The organism is Stenotrophomonas sp. STEN087 (assembly GCF_056759115.1).
In genome coordinates, this window is record NZ_JBRRCR010000028.1 from 1 (window position 1) to 13,877 (window position 13,877).

Annotated in this window: 13 protein-coding genes and 1 pseudogene; 5 read left to right on the top strand and 9 right to left on the bottom strand. The window is 68.5% G+C overall.

What is annotated here, in order from left to right:
* Window positions 1-114 precede the first annotated feature (114 nt).
* The gene (locus tag ACVOK1_RS09620; RefSeq protein ID WP_481561882.1) at window positions 115-1,218 is read right to left on the bottom strand and encodes an aldose epimerase family protein; all 1,104 of its coding nucleotides are present in this window, start codon (window positions 1,216-1,218) and stop codon (window positions 115-117) included.
* Window positions 1,219-1,347: 129 nt separating this feature from the next.
* Window positions 1,348-2,268 (bottom strand): 2-dehydro-3-deoxygalactonokinase, encoded by a 921-nt coding sequence (locus tag ACVOK1_RS09625; RefSeq protein ID WP_481561883.1) that lies wholly within the window; start codon window positions 2,266-2,268, stop codon window positions 1,348-1,350.
* On the opposite strand from ACVOK1_RS09625, the gene ACVOK1_RS09630 reads away from it, so the two are divergent.
* On the top strand, window positions 2,237-3,373 hold the full coding sequence (locus ACVOK1_RS09630) for a glycoside hydrolase family 43 protein (protein ID WP_481561884.1): 1,137 nt from the start codon (window positions 2,237-2,239) through the stop codon (window positions 3,371-3,373). The two genes, ACVOK1_RS09625 and ACVOK1_RS09630, sit on opposite strands and share 32 nt — an antisense overlap.
* A gap of 31 nt (window positions 3,374-3,404) precedes the next feature.
* Here the strand turns inward: ACVOK1_RS09630 and ACVOK1_RS09635 are convergent, their stop codons facing one another.
* Window positions 3,405-3,830: a zinc-binding dehydrogenase gene (locus ACVOK1_RS09635; protein WP_481561885.1), complete on the bottom strand. Its 426-nt coding sequence runs from the start codon at window positions 3,828-3,830 to the stop codon at window positions 3,405-3,407.
* Window positions 3,772-4,503: pseudogene (locus tag ACVOK1_RS09640) on the bottom strand (efflux RND transporter periplasmic adaptor subunit); the annotation flags it as partial. The pseudogene ACVOK1_RS09640 and the gene ACVOK1_RS09635, both read right to left, overlap by 59 nt.
* A gap of 200 nt (window positions 4,504-4,703) precedes the next feature.
* Here ACVOK1_RS09640 and baeS point away from each other — a divergent pair.
* Together baeS and ACVOK1_RS09650 are read left to right on the top strand one after the other, a co-directional pair.
* On the top strand, window positions 4,704-6,086 hold the full coding sequence (gene baeS / locus ACVOK1_RS09645; protein ID WP_481561886.1) for a sensor histidine kinase efflux regulator BaeS: 1,383 nt from the start codon (window positions 4,704-4,706) through the stop codon (window positions 6,084-6,086).
* Window positions 6,083-6,769 carry a response regulator gene (locus ACVOK1_RS09650; protein ID WP_481561887.1) on the top strand — a complete coding sequence of 229 codons (687 nt, stop codon included), beginning with the start codon at window positions 6,083-6,085 and terminating at the stop codon, window positions 6,767-6,769. Before baeS ends, ACVOK1_RS09650 begins: the two co-directional genes overlap by 4 nt.
* A gap of 18 nt (window positions 6,770-6,787) precedes the next feature.
* On the opposite strand, the gene ACVOK1_RS09655 is transcribed toward ACVOK1_RS09650, so the two are convergent.
* Window positions 6,788-7,180, bottom strand: coding sequence for a barstar family protein (locus ACVOK1_RS09655; RefSeq protein ID WP_481561888.1), 393 nt, complete (start codon window positions 7,178-7,180; stop codon window positions 6,788-6,790).
* A 146-nt stretch (window positions 7,181-7,326) separates the two neighbouring features.
* Here ACVOK1_RS09655 and ACVOK1_RS09660 point away from each other — a divergent pair, with 146 nt between their 5' ends.
* Both ACVOK1_RS09660 and ACVOK1_RS09665 read left to right on the top strand, forming a co-directional pair.
* Window positions 7,327-7,689 (top strand): glycine zipper 2TM domain-containing protein, encoded by a 363-nt coding sequence (locus ACVOK1_RS09660; protein WP_108768229.1) that lies wholly within the window; start codon window positions 7,327-7,329, stop codon window positions 7,687-7,689.
* A 147-nt stretch (window positions 7,690-7,836) separates the two neighbouring features.
* Entirely contained in the window at window positions 7,837-9,213 is a 1,377-nt protein-coding gene (locus ACVOK1_RS09665; protein ID WP_481561889.1) for a hypothetical protein, read from the top strand.
* Here ACVOK1_RS09665 and ACVOK1_RS09670 read toward each other — a convergent pair.
* Genes ACVOK1_RS09670 through ACVOK1_RS09685 form a run of 4 tightly spaced genes read right to left on the bottom strand, consistent with a single transcriptional unit; the run spans window position 9,182 to window position 13,854 of the window.
* The gene (locus ACVOK1_RS09670) at window positions 9,182-10,318 is read right to left on the bottom strand and encodes an ABC transporter permease (RefSeq protein WP_481561890.1); all 1,137 of its coding nucleotides are present in this window, start codon (window positions 10,316-10,318) and stop codon (window positions 9,182-9,184) included. The two genes, ACVOK1_RS09665 and ACVOK1_RS09670, sit on opposite strands and share 32 nt — an antisense overlap.
* Window positions 10,315-11,502, bottom strand: coding sequence for an ABC transporter permease (locus ACVOK1_RS09675; protein WP_481561891.1), 1,188 nt, complete (start codon window positions 11,500-11,502; stop codon window positions 10,315-10,317). The genes ACVOK1_RS09670 and ACVOK1_RS09675 overlap by 4 nt, the downstream gene beginning before the upstream one ends.
* The gene (locus tag ACVOK1_RS09680) at window positions 11,487-12,500 is read right to left on the bottom strand and encodes an HlyD family secretion protein (RefSeq protein WP_481561892.1); all 1,014 of its coding nucleotides are present in this window, start codon (window positions 12,498-12,500) and stop codon (window positions 11,487-11,489) included. Before ACVOK1_RS09680 ends, ACVOK1_RS09675 begins: the two co-directional genes overlap by 16 nt.
* Window positions 12,493-13,854 (bottom strand): TolC family protein, encoded by a 1,362-nt coding sequence (locus tag ACVOK1_RS09685; protein WP_481561911.1) that lies wholly within the window; start codon window positions 13,852-13,854, stop codon window positions 12,493-12,495. Before ACVOK1_RS09685 ends, ACVOK1_RS09680 begins: the two co-directional genes overlap by 8 nt.
* Window positions 13,855-13,877 lie beyond the last annotated feature (23 nt).

Consider the following 13,877-nt stretch of genomic DNA (forward strand, 5'->3'; position numbering starts at 1 on the left):
GCGCGTGGGCCCTGCGCCCCCCGCCCCGGGGTGGCGCGGGCGGGGGGGGGGGTGGGGGGTGGGCGGGGGGGGGCGGGGGCGGGGGGCGCGGGGCCGCCGCCACGGAGGCGTGACTCAGCGGCGCGCGGGGGCGTCGCGGTCGGTCGAGAACTGGTAGACGATGCGGTTCAGATAGGTCTGGCCAGGGTCCAGCCGTGCCGAGCCGAACGCAGGCTGGTTCGGCGTGTCCGGGAACAGCTGCGGTTCCAGCGCAATGGCATCACCCTGGCGGTAGACCGAACCGCTCTTGCCCACGGTGCTGCCGTCAAGGAAATTGCCGGAGTAGAACTGCAGGCCCGGCTGCGTCGACAACAGGGTCATCACCCGGCCCGAACGGGGGTCGTGGACGCGGGCAACCTCACGAAGCTCCTTGCTGGGGCTGCGGCTGATCACCCAGTTGTGGTCATAGCCGTGGCCGTGCAGCAGCTGCGGCTCATCGCCACGGCGCAGGTCGCGCCCGATGGGCTTGGCCGTGCGGAAATCAAACGCCGTGCCTTCCACGGGCTGCAGCACGCCGGTGGGAATCAGGGTGGCGTCCACGGGCGTGTAGGCGCTGGCCGGAATGGTCAGCTCGTGCTCCATGGCCGTACCCGAGCCTTCGCCTGACAGGTTCCAGTAGGCGTGGTTGCTCAGGTTGACGATGGTCGGCGCGTCGGTGGTCGCGCGGTACTCGACCAGCAGGCGGCCATTGCCCTGCAGCGTGTAGGTCGCGGTGACGGTGAGCGTGCCGGGGAATCCCTGTTCCCCATCGGCGCTGACGTGGCGCAGCGTCACGTGGTCGGCCTTGGCCTCGACCACATCCCAGACCACCTTGTCGAAGCCACGGCTGCCGCCGTGCAGGCTGTTGGGGCCGTCATTGGTCGGCACCTGGTAGGTGTGGCCATCCAGGCTGAAGCGACCTGCGGAGATGCGGTTGGCGAAGCGACCGACCGTCGCGCCGAAATACTGTGGCTTGTCCAGGGTGGCCTGCAGCGTGCCATCAGCGAGCAGCACATCGGCGTACGCGCCATCGCGGTCCGGCACCTGCAGCGAATGCAGTGCTGCGCCCAGGGTCAATACGGTGGCCTGCATGCCGCTGCCGTCGCGCAACTGGATCGACTCGACCCGGGTGCCATCAGCCGTGGTGCCCAGCACCGTGCGCGCCTGTCCGTGTGCGGCTGATGCAGCCGCCAGTGCCATCGCCCCGATCAGTCCCGCCGTCTTTCCCTTGCCAGCAAGCATTGCCCCAGACCCCTCTCAATGACGTGGGCGTACAAAAACATATAATCAGACAATACGCACGTTGCGACGCAGCACGACGTATTCGGCCTAGCTGGCCGCCAGTTGATGAAGCGCATGGAATCCGCATACCACGGCATCGGCTGAAGCCACCGGACGCGATGCGATGCCCATCGCGGTCAACGCGGCCTGGTAGAGGCGGCACACCGGCGCTGACCCGATCAATGGCACGCAGGCCTGCTGCAGTTGCGGGTACAGCGCCAGCGCATCGGCGATCTCCGCACCGGCGAGCAGACCGCGCAGGTACGCGCTGCTTTCCGTGCGCGGCAGAACCCCGCGCACCACCCGTGCGCGCACGCCGAACAGCAACGTGCCCAACCCCAGTCCACCCCGCGCTGCAGCACGCATGCCTTCGGCAAATGCCGGGCCGGCGTCGCCCGGTCCTTCCAGTACCGATGCCAGCAGGCCGCCGCTGGCAAGGCGGTCGAACAGCTCGCCGGACATCGCGGTCATGAAGGAGTGGACGCGGCCATCGACCAGTTCGATCCACTTGGCATGCGTGCCGGGCAGGGCAACAATCGAGGTGGCCTCGATGCCACCACCGGCGAGCAGCCCCAGCAACTCGGTCTCTTCGCCGCGCAGCACATCCGGCGCGCCGTCGGCGGTGCGCACACAGGCCATGCCAGGCACGATGCGCATCGTGAGCGTCCCGATATGGGCCGTGACCAGGTTGCGCGCCACATCGGTCACACCGGCGGGGCAATCCACATAGCCCGCATCCACCCAGCCGACGGTGGAACCGATCATGCCTGCCGCGTAGACGTGGCCAGCGGCCGGCCAACGCTGGCGGATCGCATCGGCGGCGGCCACCATGCCATCGCGGTCGAGGCCGGCCACGCCTGCCGGGGCCTCAAGGCTGTCGACCATCTGTCCGGATGCATCGATGAGGTAGGCACGAAGATTGCTGCTGCCCCAGTTGATGCCGATGATGCTGTGCACGTCATGCTGCATGTCCCATCCCCACGTCGTGGCCGTTGCCAATTGTCCGATTATATGTTTCTGTGACGGCCGGCTGGCAACCGGCCAGTGTGGACATCAATGGGAGCGCGGGATGGTGCAGAACACACTTCGGGTAGTGCTCGCAGCGGCACTGCTGCAGGCAGCTGCAGGGGCAGCAGCAATCGAGCCGGCGCGGGACAATCCGCTGCTCGACTCCGGCCCTGATCCGTGGATCGTCCGCGACGGGCGGACCTTCTACTACATGGCCACCCACGGTGACCGCCTGGCGATCCGCGCAACCGGCGACCTCGCACAGCTGGCGCAGGCCCGGGAAGTCACGGTCTGGCGCCCGCCAGCCACCGGACCCAACGCAACATCCATCTGGGCGCCCGAACTGCATCGCATCGATGGCCGCTGGTACATCTATTACACCGCTGCCGCCAGCGGCGCTGCCGAAGGCCAGGAAGATGCCCAGCGCGGCGTGTTCGTGCTGGAGAACACCAATGCCGATCCGACGAAGGGCGAATGGATTGATCGCGGGCGCCTGGCCACGGCACATGCCGGCATCGACGGCACCACCTTCGTGATCGGTGAAAAGCGCTATTTCGTCTATTCGCCTTACGTGGGCCCCGACAGCGTGCTGGCCATCGTGGCCATGGCAAACCCGTGGACCCTGCAGGGCGAGGAGGTCATCATTGCGCGGCCGGACCAGCCGTGGGAGCGCCAGGGTGGCCGGCAGATCCTGGAAGGGCCTGAGTTCCTGAAGGGCCCCAACGGCGACCTCTTCCTGACCTATTCGGGAAGCGCATGCTGGTCCGACGACTACGCGATCGGGCTGCTGCACGCGAAGGCCGGTTCCGATCCACTCGATGCCAGTGCATGGACCAAGGCGAAGGCGCCCATCCTTGCCAAGAATCCTGCAGGCAACGTGTACGCGCCGGGTCACAACGGGTTCTTCCAGGGCAGTGATGGCACCGACTGGATCATCTACCACGGCAATTCCGGTCCGGACATGGGCTGCACTGCCAAGCGCTCGCCGCGCGTCCAGCCCGTGCACTGGGACAAGAAGGGGTGGCCGGTGCTTGATCTGCCGATGGGACGTGGTGAGCGCAACTAGGCGCTCACCCTCCTGGTGCAGCGCAATGTTTTTACGTACCGCGTTGCGTAGCCTCTCCCAAGGGCAGGAAGACGCCGCGGAATCTCATTTTCCCCGATGCCAGCCGGTCATAGGCTTCGGTCGCCTGGTCCAGCGCGAAGGTCTCGACCAGGGGCTTCACTTTGCCGGTGGCTGCCAGATTCAATACCTCGCTGAGGTACTGCTGGCCGCCGTGGGTCGCCCCGATCACGCGCTGGCGCATCATGTGGAAAGGCACGCCTTCTGATGAGATCGAGAACGGCTGGCTGAAGTCCAGGCCGCACAGCACGATGCGCCCATCGACCCGCAAGCCGGCCATGGCTTCTTCGGCAGAACTGAATTCATTGGTCGTTACCAGCAGCACATCGGCGCCGCCGATGTCCTTGAGGGGCATAGGTGCTGCCGTCCTCCAGCACGATGCGCACCTGCGCCTTGCCATCCACGGCCTGCAGCGCGCCGCTGTCCAGCTGCTTGCGCAGGGCCAGCAGCTGCGCGCTGGTCTGGCTGACATCGACATGGATCGGGTCCAGCTGCTGGATGGTGGCCAGCGCGGTGTCCTGGCCGGCGCTGACCAGCGCGCCCGGCGTGTAGGTGGAGGTGCCGATGCGGCCGGCGATGGGGGCCGTCACCCGGGTGTAGTCCAGGTTGATCTTCGCGGTCTGCAGCGCGGCGCGCGCGGCCACTACGGCGGCTTCGTTGGCCCGCAGGGTGGCCTGCGCATCGTCGGCATCCTGCCGGCTCACGGCATCGGCATCGACGAGGTTGCGGTAGCGCTCGGCCTTGGGGCGCGAGGACAGCACGGCGGCCTCGGCCTGCGCCAGCGAGCCCTTGGCGCTGTCATAGGCGGCCTGGTAGCTGCGCGGGTCGATCTGGTACAGCAGCTGCCCGGCGTCGACCAGCGCTCCCTCGGTGAAGGCGCGCGAGCGGATGATGCCGCCCACCTGCGGGCGCACGTCGGACACCATGGCCGCGACGGTGCGCCCGGCCAGCGACTGTTCCACCGCCAGCGAGCGGGTGACCACCGGCGTGGCCACCACTTCGGCGGTGTGCTGCTGCGGCGCCTGTGCGGGCGAGCAGGCGGCCAGCGCCAGGGCCAGCGCTGAAGCCGGCATCAGCCGCCAGGGCAGGCGGAACGAACTACGACGATCGAACACAGGCATCGGGCTACCCCATGGGCGTTTCTGAGGCTTGCCATGTTCGGTACGAAATTCGCAGCAATTTAGGAGATCGCCTGAACGAACCCCTTTTTTCTTGCATTGGGCCGGGCCGATGCGGCTAAGTAGTGCCCACCGAAGCCGATGCCCCTGCGCCGATGAAACTGGGTACGCCCGCCAAACTGTTCCTGCTCGTGCTGACCGCGTGCGCCATGGTGCTGGCGGTGAACGGCGTGGTCGGCCGCTATTTGTTCGAGCGGGGCTTCCTGGGCTACCTGAACGAACAGGGCGAGTCGCGCATGCGCGAGGTGCTGCCGCAGGTGGAAGCGGCGTACGACCGCGAAGGCAGCTGGGATTTCGTGCGCAACCACAACGAGGTGTGGTTCGAGCTGATGCGGCCGACCTGGGTGCCGGTGGCGGGCAACCTTCGCGCGCCGCCGGTCTCCGACCAGACCGGCGCGGTGCCGCGGTTCGCGCTGCTGGATCTACAGGGGCGTTTCCTGGCTGGCAATCCGCAGGCCACGCTGGAGGCCATCAAGCTGCCCATTGCCGCGCGCGACGGCCACCCGGTGGGCTGGTTCGTGATGATTCCGTTCGAGAAAGCCATCGCCGCCGGGGACGTGCGTTTCTCCCGCGACCAGTCGCGCGGGCGCTGGGTGAACGGCATCACTTCGGTGCTGATCGCCGCACTGCTGGCCTGGCTGCTGTCGCGCACGCTGCTGCGCCAGGTCGGTGGGCTCACCGGTGCGATCCACCGGCTGGCCGCGGGTGATTTCAGTGCCCGCGCCGCACGCACCGGCGATGACGAGCTGGGCCGCCTGGGCCACGACATCAACCGCCTGGCCGACACGCTGGAAGACACCGAACGCAACCGGCGCAGCTACATGGCCGATATCTCGCACGAGCTGCGCACGCCGCTGACGGTGATGCGCGCGCAGCTGGAAGCAATCCAGGATGGCATCCGGCCGATGACCCCGGAAACCCTGGCCACGCTGCAGCGGCAGGTGCAGCAGCTGGGCAAGCTGATCGACGACCTGCACGACCTGGCGCTGACACAGGCCGGTGCACTGGCGTACCGCTCCACGCCACTGGACTTGGACGCGGTGCTGCAGCTTGCGCTGGATGGCATGCGCGGTCGCCTTGCCGATGCCGGCCTGCAGCTGCGGGCCATTCCCGCTGCGCAGCCGTGCCCGGTGAACGGCGACGAGCGCCGCCTGCAGCAGCTGTTCGCCAACCTGCTGGAAAACAGCCTGCGCTACACCGATGCCGGCGGCCAGGTAGTGGTGGCGGTGCAGCGCCAGGGCGACACGGTGCGCGCCATCATCGAAGACAGCGCGCCGGGCGTGGACGAGGACAAGCGCGGGCGCCTGTTCGAACGCTTCTACCGTGCCGAGGAATCGCGCAACCGCGCCAGCGGCGGCAGCGGCCTGGGCTTGGCGATCTGCCGCAACATCGCCCAGGCGCACGGCGGCACCCTGCATGCCGAAGCCTCGGCGCTGGGCGGCCTGCGCGTGGTGCTGACCCTGCCGGTGCGCGCATGAGCACCGGCAACGGCGACTGCATCCTGGTGGTGGAAGACGAGCCGGAACTGGCGCGCCTGGTGCAGGACTACCTGCACGCCAGCGGCTACCGCACCGAATGGGTGGCCGACGGTGCGCAGGTGATGGCCGCCTACGCACGCGTGCAGCCGGCGTTGGTGCTGCTGGACTTGATGCTGCCCAACCGTGATGGCATCACCCTGTGCCGGGATCTGCGCGCTGTTGGCGAGGTGCCGGTGATCATGGTGACTGCGCGGGTGGAAGAGGTGGATCGCCTGCTGGGCCTGGAAGTGGGTGCCGACGATTACATCTGCAAACCCTCCAGCCCGCGCGAGATGGTGGCGCGGGTTGGTGCCGTGCTGCGCCGTGCGGGTGCACGGGGCACCGTGGCAGCCGGCCCCGCCCCCGGCCTGCAGCTGGATGAGCCCGGTGGCCGCGCATCACTGCATGGCCAGTGGCTGGACCTGACGCCGGTGGAGTTCCGCCTGTTGCGGACGCTGACCGCATCGCCGGGCCGCATCTGGTCGCGTGACCAGCTGATGGATCACCTGTACGCCGACCACCGCGTAGTGGCAGACCGCACCGTGGACAGCCATGTCAGGAACCTGCGGCGCAAGCTGATGGACGGCGGCGGCAGTGACTGGATCAAGTCGATCTACAGCGTCGGCTTCCGCTGGGACGCGTAGCGTCAGCGTTGGCGGTGGTCACTGCGGCAGCAGGGTGATGCGCGGGTGGCCGGCGAAAATCTCCATCACGATCTCGAAGTAGGTCTGGCCTTCGCCGCGTTCCAGCGCATCCAGCTGGTGGCGGATCACATCGGCGTTGAACGTGCCGGGCTGCTGCAGTTTCGCCTGCAGCCAGGCGCAGGTCGCATCCACGCCCAGCGCGACGCGGCTGAGCGCGATATCGCGCCAGGCCACGGTTGCGGTGGCGTGTCCGTGCAGTGCGCCGTAACCGCCGTACAGCAGGTCGTCCAGCGCATCCAGGCTGGGCCCGAGCTGCCAGTCTTCGCCCGCCATGAACACACGGTTGAACTCGGCATAGAGGCTGTCGATGTCGGTGATCGCACGTCCGTCGATCTGCAGGTGCAGGGTCATGCACGCACTGTAGGGCACGCGGTGCCAACGCCAGCGTCGCATCGCTGAACGCCGCATGGCCGTTCAGGCGCCGTCGACCGGTATTTCACCTTCGGTTGGCGTTGCCGGCGGGAGACTGGGCGCACATCGGATCACAGGAGATCGCCATGAACACGTCCCTTCGCGTACTGCTGCTCGGCAGCCTGTTGGCGGCTTCGTCGGTAGCCAGCGCACAGAGCTATGGCCCGCGCGATGAAGGCCGCAAGTTCAACGATGGCAGCCGCGTGGTCTGCAAGAACGTGGAAGTGCAGCGCAACTCGCGCGATCCCAACCGCATCGCCGGTACGGCTACCGGTGCCGTGGTCGGCGGCCTGCTGGGCAACCAGGTGGGTGGCGGCAACGGCAAGAAGCTGGCGACTGTGGCCGGTGCCGTGGCCGGCGGTGCAGCTGGCCGCCAGATCCAGGGCAACCACCAGAACAAGACCGGTGACCGCGTGGTCGAGCGCCGCTGCGAGCGCGTCTACCGCTGAGTACCCGCATGACCTGATACCCGCTCCCTTCCACGACGTGGTACCTCGAACGCCGGCCCTTGGGTCGGCGTTCGTCGTTGTGGGCGGACGTATCGCAAGGCGCGGCGCGGACCCTATACTGCGCCGAATTCCACGGATGAACGCCCTGTGAACGAATCACCTGCTGCCGAACCGGTCGTGACCGCTGCCCATACCGATGAGGCGCAGGAGGCGAGCACCCGCTCCGGCCGGCTGCGCGAGCGCACCGATGAGCTGGAGCTGTTCATTTCCGGCCTGCTGGCCTTCGCGCTGCTGGCCGTGCCGGGCTACCTGTTCGACATCTGGGCACGCAGCAGCCTGCATACCGAGGGCATGTACTTCCAGGTGCTGTGGTTCGTCTTCAGCATCAGCGTGGGCATGTGCTACGTGATGGCGGTGGCGCTGATCGCGCACCTGACCGTGCGTGGTTACTGGATCGGCCTGGTGGGCTTGAAGTCGCACTTCCCGAAGGGCATCGACTGGGACCAGCTGCCGAAGATGGGTCCGGTCTCGCGTGCCTTCATGCGTGCGCGCGATGGCGGCCTCGACGGCAGCATCCAGCGCGCCGACCGGCTGGCGACGATGCTGTTCTCGACCACCCTGATGTGCGTGCAGACCCTGGCCGGCACGCTGGTGATGGCGATCATCATCCTTGGGCTGGCGATGCTGGTCGGCGCGCTGTGCGGTGGCTCGGATACGGCGGCCACGATTTTCGTGGGCGTGGTGATGCTGGTCCTGTTGATGCTGGGGCTGCTGCCCATGCTGCTGGAGAAGTCCATTGCACGTAGGCAGGCGCGCGGTCGCCCGAGCGAACGCCAGCAGCGCGTGCTGCAGTGGGTGCTCGGTGCCCTGCAGCGGATACCGCTGATGCGCCTGATCCAGACCATGCAGCTGACGATCCAGAGCAACCTGCGCTCGCAGTTCTTCACCGTGGCCTACCTGGGCGCGATCATGGTGGCGATGCTGCTGGGTGGCCTGCAGGTGGCCGGCTCGGTGAAGTTCTCGCTGTTCAACCGGTACCAGATCATCACCGGCGAAGCGGTGGACCACGGCATGCTCAGCGCGCACTACGAATCGATGCGCTCGGCGCACGACCAGCTGCTGCCGTACCCGATGATTCCCGCCGACACCATCAGTGGTTCGCAGCTGCGGCTGTTCATTCCTCACCGCCCGCAGCGCGACAACGGGGTGGCGCGCACGCGCTGCACGCAGCTGCCGGGTGGGCGCAACGATGCGGAAGGTGCGGCGGCCGCGACCGCGGCGGTGGACTGCCTGGCCCAGCTCTGGACGGTGCAGCTGGACGGCAGGCCCGTTGACCTGCATGCCTTCGTACCGATGGAACGGCGCGACCTCGACATGCGCGGGCTGGCCGGTTACCTGCCGATGGTCGGGCTGGCACCGGGCCGGCACGACCTGCATCTGCTGTGGAATGGCGAGGGCCCGGAGCGTGGCGCGGATCGCCGGCGCGAGTACTTCATCCCGTTCTGGTACGCCCCGGACCCCTGATCGAGGCGCCGTGCAGGCGCCAGACGGCGAGGCTGCCGTAGAGCAGCAGCAATACGCCAAGGGTGAGCAGTTCGTGGCTGACATCGGCCAGGCTGGCGTCCATCTGGGTCAGCCGCACCATCAGGTTGATGCCCGAGGTGGTGGGCAGCAGCTGCGACAGCCACACCAGCGGCGGCGGCGTCATCACCGAGGGCCAGGACAGGTTGGCCAGGAAGAACAGCGGGATGGACGTGGCGATGATGTACTGGAACGCGCGTTCGCGGGTGCGGAAGAAGCTGCCGACGAACAGGCCGAGGGCCACCGTGGCGGCGATGAACAACGTGCCGCCGAACAGCTGGCCGAGTGGATTGCCGCCGCGCGGATAGTCCTGCACCCATGCGGTGAACCCGGCGTAGTAGAACAGCCCGAACAGACCGATGAGGCCGAAGCCCAGGGCCATGCCGGCCAGCGTGGGCAGGTCGAAGCGCAGGCGCCGGCCGAGGGCCAGGCGGCGACCGCCGAGCAGCACGCCGATGCCCATCAGCAGGGTCTGGTGCACGATCAGTTCGGCCACGCCCGGCACGATCGCGCTGCCATAGCCTTCCTGCGTGTTGTACAGCGGCCGCTGTACCAGCGTGACCGGCGGCGCCTGCGGAACGCCCATGAAGGCAGCCTGGGTGACCGCCGCCTCGCGCCCGAACGATCCCAGCGCATCGGCCACGCTGCCCAGCACCCAGCTGGCGCGGCCCAGGTAGGCGCCGTTGCCGAGCAGGACAAGCTTCGCCGGACGGCCACGCAGGATGTCGCGCTCCAGGTTGGCGGGGATCAGTACGATGCCTTCGGCATCACCGGCTTCCAGCTGACGGCGCGCGCTGTCGATGCTGGCCGGCTGGCCGACCACGCGGGCCACGCGCAGCGCGTCCAGCTTGCGCAGCAGTTCGCGGCTGGTGGCGCTGTGGTCCTGATCCACCACCAGGATCGGCAGGTTGCCGGCGACCTGGTGCCGGTACGCGGCCGGGTAGAAGAACGAGTACAGGATGACCGCGCCGACCATCACCACGATGGCGTAGCGGTCCAGCAGCACCGCCAGCAACGTCTGCCGCAGGCTGGCCCAGACCGCGCTCATGCGTCGGCCCCGGCCGGTCGCGCGGCCTGCGCGCTGCGGGCGAACGCCAGCAGGCGCCGGCCACCGAGGCCGCTGGCGATGACGATCATCAGCAGCAGCGTGGCCAGCGGCCACAGCGACACCGCCAGCGGCGCACCGACGAACTGCTGCTGGGTCTGCAGCTTGATGTACGCGCTGAGCGGTAGCAGCAGGTGCCAGATGCGGGTGAACAGCGGTGCGTCGATGACCGGGAACGTGGCGCTGGAAAAGGCCAGCGCGGTACCGATGCTGAGGCCGACGGCCGACAGTGCCGTGCCCATGTCGCGGGTGACGCCGACGAAGAACAGGGCGTAGGCCGCGGTGGCCAGGTAGAACAACGGCTGGCCGAGCAGCAGCAGGAGCGCGCTGCCGGCGATGCCGTCGCCGCGCAGCCAGGCAAGGTAGGCCACGCCCAGCGCGCCATACAGCGAAAACAGCAGGACATACGGTGCGATCTTGCCGGCAAGGGCTGGCCACGGCGTGCGCCCAAGCCAGCCGGGCAGGGTGCCATCGCGGATCTCGCGACCCAGGCTGCCGGCCACCGCAAGCGCCAGCACCAGTGAAAGCACGGCGGGGAAGATCAGCGGCAGCAGGAACAGCTCGTAGCTGCGCGCAGGGTTGTAGAGGATGTCCGACTGCACGGCGATCGGTGCCGCGCGCAGCTTGCCGGGGCCGACCTGCAGGGCGATGCGTTCGCGCAGCAGGCGTGCGTTCCACGCGGCCACCGCATCACCGATGTCACGCGCGGCGGACTGGCCGGTGGTCATGTAGGTGGCGTTGTAATAGGCGAACACCGTGCCCTGCTGGCCGCGCAGCGCCTGCCGGGTGACATCGCGTGGTACCAGCACGATGGCGTAGACCTGCAGCCGGCGCAGCTGCGCACCGGCCTCCTCCATTGCCACCGGCTGGCTGGCCACGCGGACGCCGGGACTGGCGTCGAGCATGCGCAGCAGCAGGCGGCTGTCGCTGCTGTGGTCGAGGTCGACCACGGCAATCGGCACATCGCGCATCACCGCGGGGCTGAACATCCACGCCATCAGCACCAGCATCAGCAACGGCAGCGCAGTGACCAGCAGCAGATCGGCCCGATTGCCGCGCAGCGTGTGCAGTTCGCGCCGCCACGACGCCGCAAAGCCGCCGTTGCCCGGGATCAGTGCGGGGGCCATGCGAACAGCACGCTCATGCCGGGGCGGAAGCCCTCGATGCGGCGTACCGGGCGCACCCGCACCTCGAAGCTGCGGACGTCGTAGCCGGAGGACTGGCGGGTGGTGCGCCAGGTGGCGTAGTCGCCGGCCGGATTGATGAAATACACCGCGAATTCGGCGTCCTGGTCCAGTGCCGGGATGCTGCCGCGCAGGGTGCTGCCGACCTTCAGGCCCTGCATCTGCGACTCGCGCAGATTCATCGACACCCACATGCGGTCGATGTCGACCAGGGTGAACACCGGATAGCCCGCCGGCACCAGTTCGCCCGGGTCGGCCATACGCTTGTTGATCTCGCCGGCCACCGGTGCGCGGCCTTCCACTTCGACGCGTGCAGCGTTGACCTCGGCTACCGCACCCTGTGCCTGCTGCACCTGACCCTGCGCCGCACGCTTGTCCTGCTCGCGTGCCCCGGCCAGCGCCATGTCGTACTGCGCGCGCGCGGCACGGGCCAGTTCGCGCGAACTGGTGGCCTGGGCCTGCGCCTCATCGCGCTTCTGCCGGGTCATCACCCCTTCGTTGAACAGGTTCTGCACGCGGCGCGCAGTTGCTTCGGCCAGAGTGGCACCGGCCTCGGCCCGCTTCCAGTTGGCTTCGGCGGCGCGGATGTCCTCGCTGCGCGCGCCCTCGTCGGCCTTGTCGGCCACTGCCTGCGCGGCGGCCAGTGCGCCGTGGGCCTGCTGTTCCTTGGCCGCCACTTCCGGGCTGTCGAGCAGGAACACGATCTGCCCGGCCTGCACGCGGTCACCTTCGCGCACCTTCAGTTCGGCCACGCGGGCGGTGATCTTGGCGGCGACGTTGAGGGTATCGGCGTCGGCCATGCCCTGGATCTGGTCGGCCGGCCGGCGCCAGGCCAGCCACAGGCCCAGCACCACCACGGCCAGCAGCACCACCACCAGGATGATGCCCACGCGGCGCTTGCCGGGTGGCGTGGTGGATTCGTCGTGCAGCACGTCACTCATGGTCGATCACCTCGTCCGCACGGCGCCGATAGTCTTCGAAACGGTCCATCTGTCCACTCACTTCCAACAGTTGCGCCAGGGCGATGTCGTACTGGTAGGCGGCCTGTGCGCGTTCGACGCGGGCGCCACCCAGGCCCAGCCGCGCGTCGATGACATCCAGCGACGTCGCCTGTCCCTCGCGGAAGGCCAGCTCCTGCAGGCGCAGGTTTTCCTGTGCCTGGGCGATGCTGCTGTCCAGCAGCACGAACTGCTGGCGCGCGCTTTCCAGTTCGTTCCATGCCTTGCGCACGCCGAGGGCGACCTGGTTCTCGGCTTCGCGCAGGCCGGCTTCGGCCTGTTCCTGCTGCGCGCGTGCCGCACTGATCTGCGCCGGCCGCGAACTGGGCGAGAGGAAGGTGTATTTCACGCCGATGCCGAAGGCCCAGTCCGGGTCGGTCAGCATTTCATCGCGGCGGCGGAAGTCGTACTGGCCGAAGGCGAAGATCTGCGGCTTCAGCTTGGCCTGCTGCACGCGCACGCCCTGTTCGGCCTGGGCAACCATCGCCTGCAGGCGGCGGATCTGCGGCTGTCGCGCCTGCGCGGTGCGTTCGAAGCTGGCCACCGGTTCCAGCGGCGCGCGCTGCACGAACAGCGGCGACAGCGGGCGCACCTCGCCACCGCTGCGCAGCAGGGTCGCCAGCGCGGCCTGCAACGTGGCGAGGTCGTTGAGGGTCTTCTGGTACTCACGCTCGGCCTTGTCGCGGGCCACGGTGGCCTGCAGGCGCTGCGCGCGGGTGGCGAAGCCCTCGCGTTCCAGTTTCTCCGCGTCGGACAGGTGGCGGTTGAGGCCGTCGCGCACGTCGCGGCGCACGTCCACGGCCTGTTCGGCCAGGCGCTGCCCGAAATAGGCCTGGGCCAGCTGCACGGTCAGCGACTGGCGCTGCGCCTCGCGTTCGGCGCTGGCCTGTTCGCTCGCGGCGCTGGCCGCACGTTGCGCCGCCGGGATCACGCCGCCGGTGTATAGCGGCAGCACCGCGGTCACCACGGGGCGGGTGCGCCAGTCGCGTTCGGTGAAGCTCAGCGGCGAATCGATGCCATAGGCCTCGGCCACCGGCGCCAGCGAGCCCAGTGGCAGGGTGAGGGTCTTCTGGAACTGCATGCGGCGCACTTCGCCGGTGATCTCGGGCAGGCGCAGCAGGCGCGTGGCTTCCTGCAGTTCCTGCTTGTTGCGCACGCCGGCATCGGCCGCCGCCAGCGCATCGGAAACCTGTTCAAGCCGCTGTCGAGCCTGTTCCCATTGCAGGGCAGGGGCGGAGGCTGGGTCGGCAGCCGTCTGCGCGATGCTGGTGGCCGTCAGCAGCGTGGCGCAGACCAGCAGCGGCCAACGTGCGCGGTGCC

What these genes read in the sequence shown, in the direction of transcription:
- ACVOK1_RS09620 (WP_481561882.1), bottom strand. Translation starts at nt 1,218, where the DNA reads ATGGCACTGGCGGCTGCATCAGCCGCACACGGACAGGCGCGCACGGTG.
- ACVOK1_RS09630 (WP_481561884.1), top strand. Translation starts at nt 2,237, where the DNA reads ATGCCGATGATGCTGTGCACGTCATGCTGCATGTCCCATCCCCACGTC.
- ACVOK1_RS09625 (WP_481561883.1), bottom strand. Translation starts at nt 2,268, where the DNA reads ATGCAGCATGACGTGCACAGCATCATCGGCATCAACTGGGGCAGCAGC.
- ACVOK1_RS09635 (WP_481561885.1), bottom strand. Translation starts at nt 3,830, where the DNA reads ATGGCAAGGCGCAGGTGCGCATCGTGCTGGAGGACGGCAGCACCTATG.
- baeS (WP_481561886.1), top strand. Translation starts at nt 4,704, where the DNA reads ATGAAACTGGGTACGCCCGCCAAACTGTTCCTGCTCGTGCTGACCGCG.
- ACVOK1_RS09650 (WP_481561887.1), top strand. Translation starts at nt 6,083, where the DNA reads ATGAGCACCGGCAACGGCGACTGCATCCTGGTGGTGGAAGACGAGCCG.
- ACVOK1_RS09655 (WP_481561888.1), bottom strand. Translation starts at nt 7,180, where the DNA reads ATGACCCTGCACCTGCAGATCGACGGACGTGCGATCACCGACATCGAC.
- ACVOK1_RS09660 (WP_108768229.1), top strand. Translation starts at nt 7,327, where the DNA reads ATGAACACGTCCCTTCGCGTACTGCTGCTCGGCAGCCTGTTGGCGGCT.
- ACVOK1_RS09670 (WP_481561890.1), bottom strand. Translation starts at nt 10,318, where the DNA reads ATGAGCGCGGTCTGGGCCAGCCTGCGGCAGACGTTGCTGGCGGTGCTG.
- ACVOK1_RS09675 (WP_481561891.1), bottom strand. Translation starts at nt 11,502, where the DNA reads ATGGCCCCCGCACTGATCCCGGGCAACGGCGGCTTTGCGGCGTCGTGG.
- ACVOK1_RS09680 (WP_481561892.1), bottom strand. Translation starts at nt 12,500, where the DNA reads ATGAGTGACGTGCTGCACGACGAATCCACCACGCCACCCGGCAAGCGC.